The 14973-nt window shown below is 64.8% G+C and carries 16 protein-coding genes; 10 read left to right on the top strand and 6 right to left on the bottom strand.

The genetic code is table 11. The features are described from left to right. Positions 1 to 6: 6 nt before the first annotated feature. The 6 genes from CB0101_RS06915 to CB0101_RS06890 form a co-directional block, all read right to left on the bottom strand. The gene (locus CB0101_RS06915) at positions 7 to 723 is read right to left on the bottom strand and encodes a cytochrome c biogenesis CcdA family protein (RefSeq protein WP_010310959.1); all 717 of its coding nucleotides are present in this window, start codon (positions 721 to 723) and stop codon (positions 7 to 9) included. 25 nt (positions 724 to 748) lie between these two features. Beyond that, the gene (locus CB0101_RS06910) at positions 749 to 1948 is read right to left on the bottom strand and encodes an FtsW/RodA/SpoVE family cell cycle protein (protein WP_010310956.1); all 1200 of its coding nucleotides are present in this window, start codon (positions 1946 to 1948) and stop codon (positions 749 to 751) included. A 127-nt stretch (positions 1949 to 2075) separates the two neighbouring features. Then, the gene (locus CB0101_RS06905) at positions 2076 to 2276 is read right to left on the bottom strand and encodes a phycobilisome linker polypeptide (RefSeq protein ID WP_010310954.1); all 201 of its coding nucleotides are present in this window, start codon (positions 2274 to 2276) and stop codon (positions 2076 to 2078) included. A gap of 33 nt (positions 2277 to 2309) precedes the next feature. Beyond that, positions 2310 to 2798 (bottom strand): allophycocyanin subunit beta, encoded by a 489-nt coding sequence (apcB, locus tag CB0101_RS06900; RefSeq protein WP_010310952.1) that lies wholly within the window; start codon positions 2796 to 2798, stop codon positions 2310 to 2312. 41 nt (positions 2799 to 2839) lie between these two features. Continuing rightward, positions 2840 to 3325 (bottom strand): allophycocyanin subunit alpha, encoded by a 486-nt coding sequence (locus CB0101_RS06895; RefSeq protein ID WP_010310950.1) that lies wholly within the window; start codon positions 3323 to 3325, stop codon positions 2840 to 2842. Between the two features lie 422 nt (positions 3326 to 3747). Then, complete coding sequence (locus CB0101_RS06890) at positions 3748 to 6774, bottom strand: phycobilisome rod-core linker polypeptide (protein WP_029553097.1); 3027 nt, start codon at positions 6772 to 6774, stop codon at positions 3748 to 3750. Positions 6775 to 6888: 114 nt separating this feature from the next. Between CB0101_RS06890 and CB0101_RS06885 the strand changes: the two genes are divergently transcribed. The 10 genes from CB0101_RS06885 (at position 6889) to CB0101_RS06840 (ending at position 14944) form a co-directional block, all read left to right on the top strand. Beyond that, entirely contained in the window at positions 6889 to 8148 is a 1260-nt protein-coding gene (locus CB0101_RS06885) for a methyltransferase (protein WP_010310946.1), read from the top strand. Positions 8149 to 8183: 35 nt separating this feature from the next. After that, positions 8184 to 8648: a hypothetical protein gene (locus CB0101_RS06880; RefSeq protein ID WP_010310944.1), complete on the top strand. Its 465-nt coding sequence runs from the start codon at positions 8184 to 8186 to the stop codon at positions 8646 to 8648. 50 nt (positions 8649 to 8698) lie between these two features. After that, positions 8699 to 9427: a F0F1 ATP synthase subunit A gene (gene atpB / locus CB0101_RS06875; RefSeq protein ID WP_010310941.1), complete on the top strand. Its 729-nt coding sequence runs from the start codon at positions 8699 to 8701 to the stop codon at positions 9425 to 9427. A 170-nt stretch (positions 9428 to 9597) separates the two neighbouring features. Beyond that, positions 9598 to 9846, top strand: coding sequence for an ATP synthase F0 subunit C (gene atpE, locus CB0101_RS06870; protein ID WP_010310940.1), 249 nt, complete (start codon positions 9598 to 9600; stop codon positions 9844 to 9846). A 105-nt stretch (positions 9847 to 9951) separates the two neighbouring features. Continuing rightward, positions 9952 to 10413: a F0F1 ATP synthase subunit B' gene (locus CB0101_RS06865; protein ID WP_010310938.1), complete on the top strand. Its 462-nt coding sequence runs from the start codon at positions 9952 to 9954 to the stop codon at positions 10411 to 10413. Then, the gene (locus CB0101_RS06860; protein WP_010310936.1) at positions 10410 to 10928 is read left to right on the top strand and encodes a F0F1 ATP synthase subunit B; all 519 of its coding nucleotides are present in this window, start codon (positions 10410 to 10412) and stop codon (positions 10926 to 10928) included. The genes CB0101_RS06865 and CB0101_RS06860 overlap by 4 nt, the downstream gene beginning before the upstream one ends. Beyond that, on the top strand, positions 10928 to 11476 hold the full coding sequence (gene atpH / locus CB0101_RS06855) for an ATP synthase F1 subunit delta (RefSeq protein WP_010310935.1): 549 nt from the start codon (positions 10928 to 10930) through the stop codon (positions 11474 to 11476). The genes CB0101_RS06860 and atpH overlap by 1 nt, the downstream gene beginning before the upstream one ends. 52 nt (positions 11477 to 11528) lie before the next feature. Then, positions 11529 to 13046: a F0F1 ATP synthase subunit alpha gene (gene atpA / locus CB0101_RS06850; protein WP_010310933.1), complete on the top strand. Its 1518-nt coding sequence runs from the start codon at positions 11529 to 11531 to the stop codon at positions 13044 to 13046. A 30-nt stretch (positions 13047 to 13076) separates the two neighbouring features. Further along, a complete protein-coding gene (locus CB0101_RS06845) occupies positions 13077 to 14030 on the top strand; it encodes a F0F1 ATP synthase subunit gamma (protein WP_010310931.1) in 954 nt (317 codons plus the stop codon). 176 nt (positions 14031 to 14206) lie between these two features. Beyond that, positions 14207 to 14944, top strand: a complete 738-nt coding sequence (locus CB0101_RS06840) for a putative 2OG-Fe(II) oxygenase (RefSeq protein ID WP_010310928.1) — start codon at positions 14207 to 14209, stop codon at positions 14942 to 14944. Positions 14945 to 14973: the final 29 nt, after the last annotated feature.

Genomic DNA, 14973 nt, shown 5'->3' with positions numbered 1-14973 from the left:
GAAGGCTCAGCCCCAGCGGGCCAGAAGGGTGAGTGTGCCTGTGGCCAGCAGCACCACGCCGCTGATGGGGGGAACCCATTGGCCCAGGGCCCGGAGGGCCAGCAAGCGGGGCACCCAGGCGGCAGCTGTGCCCGCCAGCAGCAGCGGCATCACCTGCCCGCCGGCAAAGGCGGTGAGCAACACCACCCCGGCCAGGGGTTCACCGGCCTGGGCGATCCAGGCCAGCAACACCGCCAACACCGGCGTGGTGCAGGGTGATGCCGCCAGTCCGAAGGCCAGGCCGGCCGCCAGGGGAGCGAGGGCTTTGGGCACCCGTTGGCGCCATTGCTCCGGATCCGGCCCGTTCGGCAGTTGCAGGGGCAACAGGCCGAGCAGGTTGAGGCCCATCAGCACCGCCAGCACGGCCACCAGCGTGGGGATCAGGCCAGGCACTTGGCCATAGATGCGCCCCAGGGCGCCACTGGCCAGGCCGAGCAGCACCAGCGACGCCACGATGCCGCCGCAGAAGCTGAGGCTTCGCTGCCAGGGCTTCTCCTGCTGGTCGTCGAAGCCGGCCAGGTAGGCCAGGGTGACCGGCAGCAGCGAGAGCGAGCAGGGGCCCAGGCTGGTGATCAAGCCACCGGCAAACACCAACAGCACGGTGACAGCACTGGGATGGGCCAGGGAGCTGCTGAGCAGCTGCTCTCCGCTGCGGGCCCAGTCGGCCAGGGCCGGAGCCACCATCGCGGTTCTTGAGTCGGCAGTGGGGTCAGCCTATCGAGAGGCTTCCGCGGGCTGAGCCTTCCCGTTGGCGTTCTTCCCGCCGGCGCGGGCGCCCCGGCTCAAGGCCAGCACCCTCCAGGGCACAGCGCAGTAGCAGGCCCGCCGTGAGCAGGCTGGAGAGCAAGGAGTTGCCGCCATAGCTGATCATCGGCAAGGGCAGGCCGGTGGTGGGCATGGCACCGCTGGCCACGGCGATGTTGAGGATCGACTGGCCCACCAGCAAGGCGGTGCAACCGATCGCCACGAGGCGTTGCTGGTTGCTGCGGCAGCTCAGGGCCACCCGCAGCCCCACGAACCCAAACAGCAGCAAAAACAGCAGCAGCAACACCGAACCCACGTAGCCGAATTCTTCGGCAAACACGGCAAAGATGAAATCGGTGCTTTGGATCGGCAGGTATTGGAGCTTCTGGGTGGAGAGGCCGAAGCCCTCGCCCCAGAGGCCGCCGGAGCCGATGGCCAAGAGGCTCTGCACCAACTGATAGCCATCGCCTTGGGCGTCCTTCCAGGGGTTGAGGAAGGAGGTCACCCGGATGCGTTGGTATTCGTTGATCGAGATGCTGCCGACGGCCACGCTGAAGCCGAGGCCGGCGCTGCCGAGCATCGCCCAGAGCGGTAGTCCTGAAGCCAGGGCCATCAGCCACAGCAGGATTCCGCAGAGCGAGGCCGTGCTCAGGTTGGGCTGTTTGAGGATCAGGCCGAGGGTCACCGCAAAAACCCCCAGCCAGGTGAGTTTTTGATCGGGGGCGATGCGGCTCCAGTGGGAGAACAGCGCCGCACCCTGCAATACCAGGAAGGGTTTGATCAGCTCGGTGGGCTGGATCTGGATGGGGCCGATCACCAGCCAGCGGCTGGCGCCATTCACGGTGCTGCCGATCACCAGGGTGAGGGCTACGAGCACCATGCCCACCAGCAAAGCCGGGCCGGCCATGCGCAGCCAGCGGCGCAGGTTGATCTTGATGCCGAGGTAGAGCAAGCCCCAGCTGGCGACCATCCAGATCGCCTGGCGTTTCAGGTAGTAGGTGGGATCGCCCATTTCGCGAGCGGCCACCCACCAGCTGGCCGAGCCCAGCACCACCAGGCCCAACACGCTCCAGAGGGCCACCATCCCCAGCAGCAGGCGAGCTTCCGCTGGCCAATGGCTGAAGGGCACAGGCAAGAGGCCGGATGAGTTGGCGGAACGGGCCAATGCTGCGTGGAAATGAGGTTCCGACTATCCCGTATCTGCGGTGACCTTGCCAATCAAATGGCCATAAAAAAAGCCCGGCTTGGCCGGGCTTTTTCGAAGCGCGAGAGCGCTGAATTGGCTCTGAAGATCAGTTGCCCACGTTCACCTGACGGCGACCGGAGACCAGTTCAACCTTCAGGATCTTGCCGCCTTGCTTCATGATCCGCTGCTGTTCAGCGAACCAGCTTTCGTAAGGCACCCACTTGGTGAAAAAGGTGTTCTGCAGCTCGCGCTGGGAACGGGCCTTTTCAGGGCAGGGGATGCAGGCGGTGACTTTGAACAGGCGCATGGGTGGATCCTCGAGGTGTGCCGAAGGCAGGGATCAGTTACCCAGGCCGGAGCTGATGTAGTCGAAGTACACGCCCATTTCGCGGCCGGCATCGGGGCCCACCAGGGAGGCGGTCACTTCCTTCATGGCCTGGATCGACTGCACGGTGGCGCCGATGGGCACACCCAGGGAGTTGTAGGTCTCCTTGAGACCGTTCAGCACGCGCTCGTCGAGGATCGAGGTGTCACCAGCCAGCATGGCGTAGGTGGCGTAGCGCAGGTAGTAGTCGAGGTCGCGGATGCAGGCCGCGTAACGACGGCAGGTGTACATGTTGCCGCCGGGACGGGTGATGTCCGAGTACAGCAGCGACTTGGCCACAGCTTCCTTGATGATCGCGGAAGCATTAGCGCTGATGGTGGCAGCGGCACGCACGCGCAGCTCACCGCTGGCGAAGTACTGCTCCAGGCGACCCATGGAGGAGGTGTCCAGGTAGAGGCCCTGGACGTCGGCCTGGTTGATGACGTTGGTGATGGCGTCTTGCATGGAACCTGATGGAAGAGGCGGTGGTTAGAGAAGAAAGATCCTCAGGAGAGGGCGCCGACGACGTAGTCGAAGTAGAAGCCAGCCTCTTCGGCATCAGCGCCGGTGAGCAGGCTCATGGCGGCGTTCTTCATCTCGCGCACGGCTTCAGCCATGGCTTCGAGGGGGGTGCCCAGGGAGCGATACATCTCCTTGGCGCCGATGATGCCGATCTCTTCGATCGGGGTCACATCACCAGCGACGATGCCGTAGGTCACCAGGCGCAGGTAGTAGTCCATGTCGCGCAGGCAGGACGCGGTCATTTCCTCGCCGTAGGCGTTGCCGCCGGGGGAGATGACGTCGGGGCGCTTCTGGAACAGAGCACCGCCAGCGGTCTTAACGATGCGCTCGCGGCTCTCGGCCAGGACCTGGGCGACGCGAAGACGACGCTGACCGCCGCTCACGAAAGCCTTGATCTGGTCGAGTTCGCCAGGGCTGAGGTAGCGGGCTTCGGCGTCCGCGTTGATGATCGAGTTGGAGACGATGCTCATGCAGTTCTGCCTCGAAACAAGCGGTCGCCTGAACGGTGACCGATATCCGGTGGGTAAGGGGGGAGGTCTTCAGAGGTGTGCTCCTCCCGCAGCAGGCTGCGTCGGGGGCGGGCGACTGAAGGCGCGGCAGCAGTGCTGACCGCCGAGTCATTCTGTGGCAGAGCCCTGCGGCCTCCCGGCCCCCGGTAACAGTTCTTCACGGCGAGTCCTGTCCGTGAAAACGCTTGCAGCGACAGGGTTCTCTGGCTACTTGTTGGTGGCGATCCGTGCGCGAATTGTTCACAATTAATCGCGCTTCAAGATCGGTTTCGTTGCATTTCGTTGGCGTGAATTGCGCTTGGTTTTGTCACAAAAATCCGTTCCCATGAAAAACCCCCTGCCGTTGGGCAGGGGGTTGAAGCGTCATCGCCGGAGGTGGCGAATCAGGCGGTGGGGTTGAGGGCTGCGTTGCCGCCGTAGAGGGCGGCGGTCCGGTTCACCGTGCTCAGTGGAATGCCATCGCTCGTGGCCATCCCTTTGAGGTAGGGCACGGTGTCGCGACCGAAGCTGCTGGCGTACTCGCTGGAATTGAGCACGGCATCGATGGCGCTGCGCAGGCCGTCGTTGCAGCGGGTGGCGAGGAAGCGGCTGGTTTCTGCCGGTTGAGCGGCACGGCCCAGCAGCGCCAGGTGTGCAGCAGCGGCGGCTTTAAAGGGAGCCATGCGGTTGAGGCGGCTCACAAACAAATCGCTGCCGGCCACGCGAGCCACGAATTCAGCCACGCTGAGTTTCCCGTTGCGCAGCTGGGATTCAGCATCGCCCAGGGCCTCGGCGGCCAGGGGCTGGCGACCCAGCAGTTGGCGGTAGACCGCCTCGATCGCTTCGTTCACCTCAGCGCTGGTGGGACGCATCGAGAGCTTCACCGCTGTGCCGAGGCTGCGGCGCTTGCTGAAGCCCTGGAGCGCACTGGGCTTGAGCGCCTTGGCCATGGCGGCGCCAGGCTGTTCAGCCAGCGCACCCGCAGCTCCGCTGGAGACGGTGGAGCTCCAGCCGCCACCCACACCAATCGTGCGAGCTGGGGCTGCCGGAGCTGGAGCAAAGCTCGTGGTGCCGGAGCTCCAGGTGGGTGCTGCGCCACCGCCGGGTTGCCAGCGGGGGGCGCTCCAGCTGCGAGCCGGGGCAGGACGGGTTTGCACCGAACCAGGGCCGCTGCTGGCGCTGGGAGCGGGAGCCAGGGTTTCACCGCCGGTGAGCGTGGCGCTCCAACCGCCGCGGATCACACCGCTGCGGCCGGGCAGGTTGCGCTCGGTGAGGCTGCCGGTGCCGCGGAAATCGGCAGGAGGGGTGACCTCCGGGCGGATGCGCGGGGTGGTGTCGGCGTACGCCGCTGCATTGAAGGCCCGCTTGAGGGCCGGCACCCGGCGGGTGTTCAGGTCGGTGGGGGTGATGAAGCGCTCGTAGGGAACGGTGTCTTCACCAAACGCCTCGGAGTACTCGGGGCTGTTGAGCATGGCGTCGACCACGCCGTAGAAGCCCTTGCGAGCCGCCACGTCGAAGTAGGCGTCGATCTCCCAACGGCCGAAGGTGGGCCGACCCAGCAGGCGGCGGTGCATCACCTCGATCGCCTTACAGATGTAGAGGCCGCTCCAGTAACGACGCCGGAAGGCATCGCTGCGGGCCACCTGGCGCACGAATTCGCGCAGGCTGAGATCGCCGTTCTCGAGCTTGATCTCCTCCACCTTGTTCTGTTCACCGGCGTAACCGGTGTTGCCGAGCACCTGCACGTACACAGCCCGGATCACGGCCTGGGTGCTGGCTTCGGTGTTGCGGATGCTGGGCTGGCCGCCGCGGCGGGGAACGGAGTTGCCGCCGGTGGCGATCTGCTGCAGGCGCACCACCTTCGGCCCGAGCTTGCGGGGAGTGGAGGCGCGGAACTGCGGGCTGTTCATCTGGCCCGGCTGGCGCATGCCGTTGCCCACCAGGATCCGGCGGCTGTCGTAGCGGATCGGTGCCGGACGCGTGCCCACATTGGCGGTTCCCGAGGGGAAGATCGCGCCGTAGTTCAGGCCCAGAGGATCGTTGCCACCGCCATAGGGGTGCTGATCGGCGTAGGGCTGGCGATAGCTGGCGTAGAGGGTGACGTATTGAGGGGCACCCTCAAATGGAGCGCTGAAGCGGAACAGCTTGCGGTTGGAACCCCAGCCAGCGCTCTCCTGAGCTTCTTCGCCGATATCGCGCAGGTAGGGAACGGTTTCTTCCCCGAACACCTGGGCGTACTCCATGCTGTTGACCAGCGAATCCACCAGGCCCTTGAGGCCCTGGGCGGAGACGATGTCGAAGTAGCGCGTGAACTCTTCGCGGGAGCTGATGCCACGGCCAAGGAAGTGGCGGAAGGCCAGCTCCACCACACGGCTGTTTACAAACCGGCCGTAGAACTGCTGCTGGTATTCCTTGCTGTGGCCCAGGGAGCGGATGAACTCCCGCATCGAGATGTCGCCCTGGCGCACCTGGGTGGCTTCCACCGGGCAGGGCATCTGGCTGTAGGCCTTGGCGATGTCGCGCTCAAACACCTGGCGGTAGGCGGCGCGCACCACTTCGGCTTTTTGGGCGCCACTCATGCCCGGCTTCATGTTGAAGCGCTGAGCCTTGCCCTGGGCAGCCAGGGCATAGATCGCCGGCAGCTGCAGGCCCTGGTTTTCAGGGCTGCCCAGGCGCTGGCGTGGGGAGGGGGTGGGAACGGCCAGCTCCTCGATCAGCACGTTGAAGCTGTCGATCAAGAGCTGGCGCGCTTCAGGCAGATCCTTGAGCAGTTCGGCAGCGCCGGCGCGCATTTCCTGCAGGGCCACGTTGGTGGCCGCCAGGGAGCAGCCCTTCTCGAGCACATCGCGCAGGCCGCGGGTGTTCACCCGCAGGATGCTGGGATCACCCGCCACCACGGCGTAGCCCACGTAGCGCAGGAACCAGGCCAGGTCGCGGATCGACTTCTTCATCCGCTCGGTGCCGTAGCGGGCTACCGAGATCGGGCTGAAGCCAGTGGGCAGCACCACGCGCACATCGGCGTCGCCACCGGCACCTTCGAGCAGGCGGGTGAGCGCATTGCCGCGCTTGTTGGCGCCGCTGGCGCCGGCAAAGGTCTGAACGGAGCGCTGGAACGCAGCTTGGTCGGTGGCCAGGGGGTTGGCACCGGCATCAGCCGCTGGGCTCAGGGGTGCATCGAGATAGGAGAGCGGGGTGCCGCCGGCAAAGATCCGGCTGGCGGCACGGGCCACGATCGCCTCGGCGTTGGCCGAGAGGCGACGGGCGGCTTCCACACGCAGCTGACCGCTCTGGAAGAAGGTCACCAGGGTGTTCAGCTCACCGCCATCGAGGAAGCGGTCCTGCTGTTCCGCCTCGCGGACGCTGGAGAGCGGCAGGGTGTCGTAGCGCTGAGGAGCAACCCTGCTGCTGCCGCTGCTGGCGGTCACAGTCATGGAGGAGAGCGAACCAGGCCAAGGCACGTTACGGCTGGCCCTCTGGCCTCCCGGGGCCCCATGAACAAATGTTTGCAGCCGGGCCCAAACCCTGGTGCTTCAACCCCCTGAGCCATGAAAAGCTCGCTCGGTTGCGGAGCTGCCTCCTGCGCCATGACCCAGGCCCCGGCTGATGCCGCCACCCCAGTGGTGAGCGCCTTTTACGACACATTCCCCTACCCAGGTGATCCGCTCCAGGACGGCCCACCGCCTGGATACAACTGGCGCTGGTGCGTGGATGCGGCCTATGCCGCCTGCACCGGTGCGGTGGCACCCCGTTCGGCGGATGGAGCTCCCCTGCGCGTGCTGGATGCCGGCTGCGGCACCGGGGTGAGCACGGATTACCTGGCGCATCTCAACCCCGGCGCCGAGATCCTGGCGGTGGATATTTCGCCGGGCACTCTCGAGGTGGCCCGTGAGCGCGTGCGTCGTTCCGGCGGGCATCAGCAGGCCCAGGTGCGGATTGAAAACCGCAGCCTCCTGGAGCTGGAGGGTGAAGGACCGTTCGACTACATCAATTCGGTGGGGGTGCTGCATCACCTGCGCCAGCCCGAAGCCGGGCTGAAAGCCCTGGCAGCCCTACTGAAACCCGGCGCCTTGCTGCACTTGTTTTTGTACGCGGATGGCGGGCGCTGGGAGATTCACCGCACCCAGCGGGCCCTCACAGCGATGGGTGTGGGCACTGGAGAGCAGGGGCTGCGGCTCGGGCGCCAGCTGCTGGCCGAGCTGCCGGAGCACAACCGCCTGCGCCGGCATCACGAGCAGCGATGGGCGATCGACTGCGCCGCCGATGCCAACTTCGCCGACATGTATCTCCATCCCCAGGAGACCAGCTACAACCTCGAGCGCTTGATGGCCTTCGTGGCTGCTGCCGATCTGGAGTTCGCCGGCTTCTCCAATCCCCAGGTTTGGGATCCGGCTCGGCTCCTGCAAGGGGAGCTTTTGGATCGGGCCAGGGCTCTACCGCCACTGCAGCAGTGGCAGCTGGTGGAAGACCTCGATCCCGACATCAGCCATTTCGAATTTTTCTTGGCTAAACCGCCGCTGCAGCGCTGGAGCTGGGACGACGACGCAGCGCTCCTGGCGGCCGCTGGCCAGCGCAACCCCTGCCTGTGGGGTTGGCCCGGTGCGGCATTGCTCGATTCCGACATGGCGCCGCTCGATCTCAGTGCCGATGGCTTGGCGCTGATGCAGGCCCTGGAGCAGGCTCCGGCGGCCACACCGATCGGCCGCTTGCCGCTGGGCTGGCCTGAGGGCCAGATCGCTTCTGTGGCAAGGGAATTGCGGGATCAGCGCGTGTTGCTGCTTCAGCCCCTGGCCCGCAACGCTGCGTGATAGATTCCGCGCGCCTTTTCAGAGCGCAGGAGCCCTTGCTGGCAACCCCCCCGCTCCCTCACAACAACAGCGCTTCATCTGAGGTGTTGCACGGTGAGGGCGAGGATCTGCCGGCGGATCCGACGACGGCGGTTGAGGCGGCCTCCCAGGCTGCCGCTGCCCCCTCCGACGACTACCTGCGCCTCCAGCGGCGTCTGCTTCTGGCCACCTTGATCGTCTCCGCCATTGCGGTGCTGATCACGGCCCTGGCATTCGACCTTCACATCGCCGGCTCTCTGCTGGTGGGTGCGCTGGCCGGCCTGCTTTATCTGCGCCTTCTGGCACGCAGCGTGGGCAAGCTCGGCAATGGCGCCAAGAAGGTGGGCAAGACGCAGCTGCTTGTGCCCGTGGTGTTGGTGCTGGCCTCCGCCCGCCTACCCCAGTTGGAGCTGTTGCCGGCCCTGCTCGGCTTCCTGCTCTACAAACCGGCCCTGATTCTTCAGGTTCTGCTCGATTCCTGAGCTGGCCTCTCCCTGAACCGTCGCTCCCGCGACACCGAACGCACAACCCGATGGGTTTCTTGCCACTCGCTCTTCCCTTTGCCGAACTGGAGGTGGGTCAGCACCTCTATTGGCAGCTGGGCAATCTCAAGATCCACGGCCAGGTGTTTCTCAGCTCCTGGGTGGTGATCGGCGCTCTGCTGGCCTTTGTGCTGGTGGGCAGCCGCAAGATGGAGCGCGATCCGCGCGGCATGCAGAACCTGCTCGAGTTTCTGTGGGATTACATCCGTGATCTCGCCCGCGAGCAGATCGGCGAGAAGGCCTACCGCGATTGGCTGCCGTTCATCGGCACCCTGTTCCTGTTCATCTTTGTGTGCAACTGGGGTGGTGCCCTGGTGCCCTGGAAGCTGATCCATCTGCCCGAAGGTGAACTCGGCGCCCCGACCGCCGACATCAACACCACCGTGGCTTTGGCCCTGCTGGTGTCTCTGGCCTACTTCTATGCAGGCCTGAGCCGCAAAGGATTCCGGTACTTCGAGTACTACGTGGAGCCGACTCCGATCATGCTCCCGTTCAAGATCATCGAAGATTTCACCAAGCCCCTCTCCCTTTCGTTCCGTCTGTTCGGAAACATTCTGGCGGACGAATTGGTGGTGGCTGTGCTGGCCTTCCTGGTGCCTCTGCTGGTGCCCCTGCCGGCCATGTTCCTTGGCCTGTTCACCAGCGCCATCCAGGCTTTGATCTTCGCCACCCTCGCTGGTAATTACATCGGCGAAGCGGTGCACGAAGAGCATCACTAGAGGTTCAACCTCTCCCCGCCAGGGCGTGACACTCGCTCTGGCAAACTCCTTGCGCGCAGGTCCGGCACGATCCGGGCCCATCTCGAGTCAAACCGAGATGTCCCAGGCGCAGGGATAACGTCCCGGTTCCCGTCCGCGCTCTCCCAGCGCCCTACATCCTTCGTTCCACCATGGATTCCATCACCTCTGCAGCGTCCGTGATCGCCGCTGGTCTGGCTGTCGGCCTCGGCGCCATTGGCCCTGGTATCGGTCAGGGCACCGCAGCCGGTTCCGCTGTTGAAGGCATCGCTCGCCAGCCCGAGGCTGACGGCAAGATCCGCGGCACCCTGCTGCTGTCCCTGGCCTTCATGGAAGCTCTCACCATCTACGGCCTCGTGGTCGCACTGGTGCTGCTGTTCGCCAACCCCTTCGCCGGCTGATCGCGCCTGAGGTGAGAAGAGACCCGGCTTCGGCTGGGTTTCTTCACTCCATTCACCTCACTGCATCCGTACGCGACCGCTTTCAACCGCCCGCACCCCCGCCTCATGACCAGCTGGCTCCTGCTCGGTGCAACGGAGGGAGGTCTGTTCGACCTCGATGCCACCCTGCCGCTGATGGCGGTGCAGGTGGTTCTCCTCACCTTCATTCTCAATGCCCTGTTCTTCCGCCCCGTTGGCCGGGTTGTGGAAGAGCGCGAGGGGTACATCACCACCAGCCGTGCCGAGGCCAAGCAAAAGCTGGCTCAGGTGGAGCGCCTGGAGGCGGATCTGCGTGAGCAGCTGAAGGAGGCCCGCAAGGCCACCCAACAGCTCATTCAGGAAGCGGAGCAGGATTCCGACAAGCTCTACCGCGAAGCCCTGGCCACCGCCACGGCTGAAGCGAATGCCTCCCGTGAGCAGGCCCGTCGTGAGATCGACGCCCAGCGGGAGTCGGCCCTTGGCCAGCTCAAGGGTGACGCCGAGAAGCTCGGTGACCTGATCGTCGACCGTCTGCTGGCCGCCAAATGACTTTCCCTAGCCTCTTCGCCAATCACGGTGGCTTTGGTCTGAACCTCAATGTGTTCGAGACCAACATCATCAACCTGGCGATCGTCATCTTCGCCCTCTACAAGTTTCTGCCCAATTTCCTGGGCGGCATCCTGGAGCGGCGTCGGGCGATCATCCTGGCCGACCTGAAAGACGCTGAAGAGCGCCTGGCCAGTGCCACCACCCAGCTCGCTCAGGCTCAGAAGGATCTGGCCGAAGCCCAGCAGAAGGCCGAACAGATCCGTGCCGACGGCAAAGCCCGTGCCGAGGCCATTCGGTTCGAGAGCGAGAAGCGCACCATCGATGAGATGGCCCGCCTCAAGCAGGGCGCTGCTGCGGATATGGATGCCGAAGCCGCTCGCGTCAGCACCCAGCTGCGTCGCGAAGCTGCTCGCCTGGCCATCGAGAAAGCTCTGGCCACGCTCCCCGGCAAGCTCAGCCCTGAGGCCCAGGCCCAGCTGGTCAGCCAGTCCATCAAAACTCTGGGGAACGCCTGATGCCGCTGCTCAATTCGATCACCACCCCCTACGCCGAAGCTTTCCTTCAGGTGGCTGAGAGCCGCAAGGAAGTTGACCAGGTGGTGGATCAGGCCAAGGCCGTTCTCGCCCTGTGGCACGAATCACCCGAACTGCGCCAGGCCATGGCCTCGCCCGTTCTGGAAGTCGAGGCCAAGAAGGCCGCCCTGGAGAAGCTGTTCAACGATCAGCTCACTCCCTCGTTCCTCAATCTGCTGAAGCTGCTGGCCGATCGCCAGCGCATCGGCGTGCTCGACGCGGTGCTCGACCGCATGCTTGAGCTGTACCGCGAGCAGCGCAACATCGCTCTCGCCAACGTGACCTCTGCCACTGCCCTCAGCGATGAGCAGCAGGCAGAGCTCAGCAAGAAGGTTCAGGCCGTGGCCGGTACCGACAAGCTGGAGATCAAACTCTCTGTGGATCCTGATCTGATCGGCGGCTTCGTCGTGAAGGTTGGCTCCAAGGTGATTGACGCCAGCCTCGCGGGTCAGGTGCGTCGCCTCGGACTAGCGCTGGCCAAGGTGAGCTAGCCCCGCACCCGAATCCTTTCCTCACCCCTCGTCCTCATCTTTCTCGCCTCCCATGGTTTCCATCCGCCCCGACGAGATCAGCGCGATCCTCAAGCAACAGATCGCTGATTACGACAAGTCGGTTTCCGTCAGCAACGTCGGCACCGTTCTGCAGATCGGCGACGGTATCGCCCGCATCTATGGCCTCGATCAGGTCATGGCCGGTGAGCTGGTGCAGTTCGAAGACGGCACCGAGGGCATCGCTCTGAACCTCGAAGACGACAACGTCGGCGCGGTGCTGATGGGCGAGGGCCGGGGCATCCAGGAAGGCAGCACCGTGAAGGCCACCGGCAAGATCGCCTCGGTGCCCGTGGGCGACGCGATGCTCGGCCGTGTGGTGAACCCCCTGGGTCTGCCGATCGATGGCAAGGGCGACATCGCCACCAGCGAGACCCGTCTGATCGAGTCGATGGCGCCTGGCATCATCCAGCGCAAGTCGGTGCATGAGCCCATGCAGACCGGCATCACCGCCATCGACGCGATGATCCCCATCGGCCGCGGCCAGCGCGAGCTGATCATCGGCGACCGCCAGACCGGCAAGACCGCCATCGCGATCGACACGATCATCAACCAGAAGGGCGAAGACGTCGTCTGCGTCTATGTGGCCGTGGGCCAGAAGGCCGCTTCTGTGGCCAACGTGGTGGAAGTGCTGCGCGAAAAGGGAGCCCTCGACTACACCATCGTGGTCGCCGCCAACGCCTCTGAATCGGCTGCTCTGCAGTACCTGGCTCCCTACACCGGCGCGGCCATCGCTGAGTCCTTCATGTACAAGGGCAAGGCCACCCTCGTCATCTATGACGACCTCACCAAGCAGGCTCAGGCATACCGCCAGATGTCCCTCCTGCTCCGTCGTCCCCCCGGCCGTGAGGCTTACCCCGGCGACGTGTTCTATTGCCACAGCCGTCTGCTCGAGCGTGCCGCCAAGCTGAGCGATGCCATGGGCAAGGGCTCGATGACCGCCCTGCCGATCATCGAAACCCAGGCTGGTGACGTGTCTGCCTACATCCCCACCAACGTGATCTCGATCACCGATGGTCAGGTGTTCCTGAGCTCCGACCTGTTCAACTCCGGTCTGCGCCCCGCCATCAACGTGGGTATCTCGGTGAGCCGCGTGGGCGGTGCCGCCCAGACCAAGGCCATCAAGAAGATCGCTGGCACCCTGAAGCTGGAACTGGCGCAGTTCGACGAACTGGCCGCGTTCTCTCAGTTCGCCTCCGACCTCGACGCCGCTACCCAGCAGCAGCTGGCCCGCGGTAAGCGTCTGCGCGAGATCCTCAAGCAGCCCCAGTTCAGCCCCCTGATCCTGGCTGAGCAGGTTGCTGTGGTCTACGCCGGCGTAAAGGGCATGATCGACGAAGTGCCCGTGGAGTCGGTGGTTCAGTTCTGCCGAGAACTGCGCGAGTACCTCAAGACCAACAAGGCCGAGTTCATCAACAAGGTGCAGACCGAGAAGGTGCTCAGCGATGAGTCTGAGGCCATGCTCAAGGACGCCATCAATGAAGTGAAGTCGTCGATGCTGGCTGCGGCCTGATCCTGACGGTTAACCCGGAGAACCCCTTCCATGGCGAACCTTAAGGAGATCCGCGACAGGATCAGTTCCGTTAAGAACACCCGCAAGATCACCGAGGCCATGCGCCTGGTGGCCGCCGCCAAAGTGCGTCGGGCTCAGGAGCAGGTGCTGCGCAGCCGGCCGTTTGCCGATCGGCTGGCGCGGATCCTGGAGAACCTCCAGACCCGCATGCAGTTCGAATCGGTGGATGCTCCCCTGCTGGAGAGCCGTGAGGTGAGCACGATCACCCTGTTGGCTGTCACCGGTGATCGCGGTCTATGCGGTGGCTACAACGCCAACATCATCAAGCGCACGGAACAACGGCACGCTGAGCTCACCGCTCAGGGTTACACCGTGGATCTGGTGTTGATCGGCCGCAAGGTCGCCACCTACTTCCAGAACCGCGCTAGCCAGTACACCATCCGCGCCACCTTCATGGGGCTGGAGCAGGTGCCCAACGCTGCTGAAGCTGGCCAGATTGCTGAAGAAGTGCTCGCTGAGTTCCTCTCAGGCAGCACCGATCGCGTGGAGATCATCTTCACCAAGTTCATCAACCTGGTGAGCTCCAAGCCGGTGTCACAAACTCTGCTGCCCCTGGATCCCCAGGGCATTGCCAGCCCGGATGATGAGATCTTCCGTCTCACCACCCGTGATGGTCAGCTGGGTGTGGAAACAGGCAAGGTGGCGAACGATCAGCCTTCTCTGCCCTCCGATCTCGTGTTCGAGCAGACCCCGGAGCAGTTGCTGAATGCACTGCTGCCGCTCTATCTGCAGAACCAGCTGCTGCGTTCCCTCCAGGAAGCGGCTGCTTCCGAGCTCGCCAGCCGGATGACGGCCATGAACAACGCGAGCGATAACGCCAAGGCCCTCGCCAAGACGTTGACCCTCGACTACAACAAGGCCCGCCAGGCCGCCATTACCCAGGAGATCCTGGAAGTGGTGGGTGGCGCGGCTGCCATGGCCTGAGGCCCTTAGTCAACCGAAAACCCTCGCCCCGTTCGGCCGTTACCGCTTCGCGGATACGGCCTCTGCGGGGCGAGGGTTTTCCTTTGGCCGCCATCGGGGCGTCAGGTCCCTGCTGCCCCAGCCTCGCTCGGGGCGCAGGATGAACGGATGGCAGCACGGGTGAGTGGTTGATGGGGATGCAGTTGGAAGCGCTGTTTCCGTTGGCATTGGGGCGGGTGCAGTTGCGGCTGGACCCTTGGGATCTGGCGTTGTTGATGCAGGAGGTGTTGGCCTTGCGCGGCGATGCCGAGGGCAATCCCACGGCTGGTTGCGCCTGGACGGGTGACCTCAACGGCATCTGGCAGGTGCACCGGCTGGAGGCCTTTGCTGCGATCACGGCAGAGGTGGAGCGCCAGGCCTGGGGGTATCTGCAGGACCTCGGTTTTCGCGAGGGGAGTGTGGCGCTGCATGTGCAGCGGGCTTGGCCGGTGGTGAGTGAGCCGGGCCAGGTGGTGGGCCGCCATCACCATCCCAATGCGCACCTCAGTGCGGTGCTGTATCTCAACGGGGATGGCAGTGGCCGCAGCGGCTGCCTGCGCTTGTTCCCCAGACAGCAGAGCAATGAGTTGGTGCCGGGTTTGGCCGTCGGCCATGGCGGTCCTATTGATGCGGATACAGCGGGTGGCCAGCGTTGGAATGCTCCCTGGGTGGATGTGGCGCCGCAGGCTGGTCTGCTGGTGCTGTTCCCCGCCCACACCGATCACGCCGTGACGGCTAACGACGACGAGGAGGATGTGCGCCTCTCGCTGGCTTTTGATCTGGCGCTCACTGCTCCCTTGGCCGCTTCAGCTGATGCGGCCCCGCCGGAATACCTGGCTCCCCATCCGGCTCAATGGACTGAGCTGCAGCAGCGGGCCGGCGATCCGGGACAATGAACGGCCACGTGCCCCAGCTGCCGCTGCGC

It is taken from the genome of Synechococcus sp. CB0101 (genome assembly GCF_000179235.2).
GTDB lineage: Bacteria > Cyanobacteriota > Cyanobacteriia > PCC-6307 > Cyanobiaceae > Vulcanococcus.
Note: the sequence above shows the minus strand (reverse complement) of the source record. Positions and strands in the feature narration are given on the sequence as shown.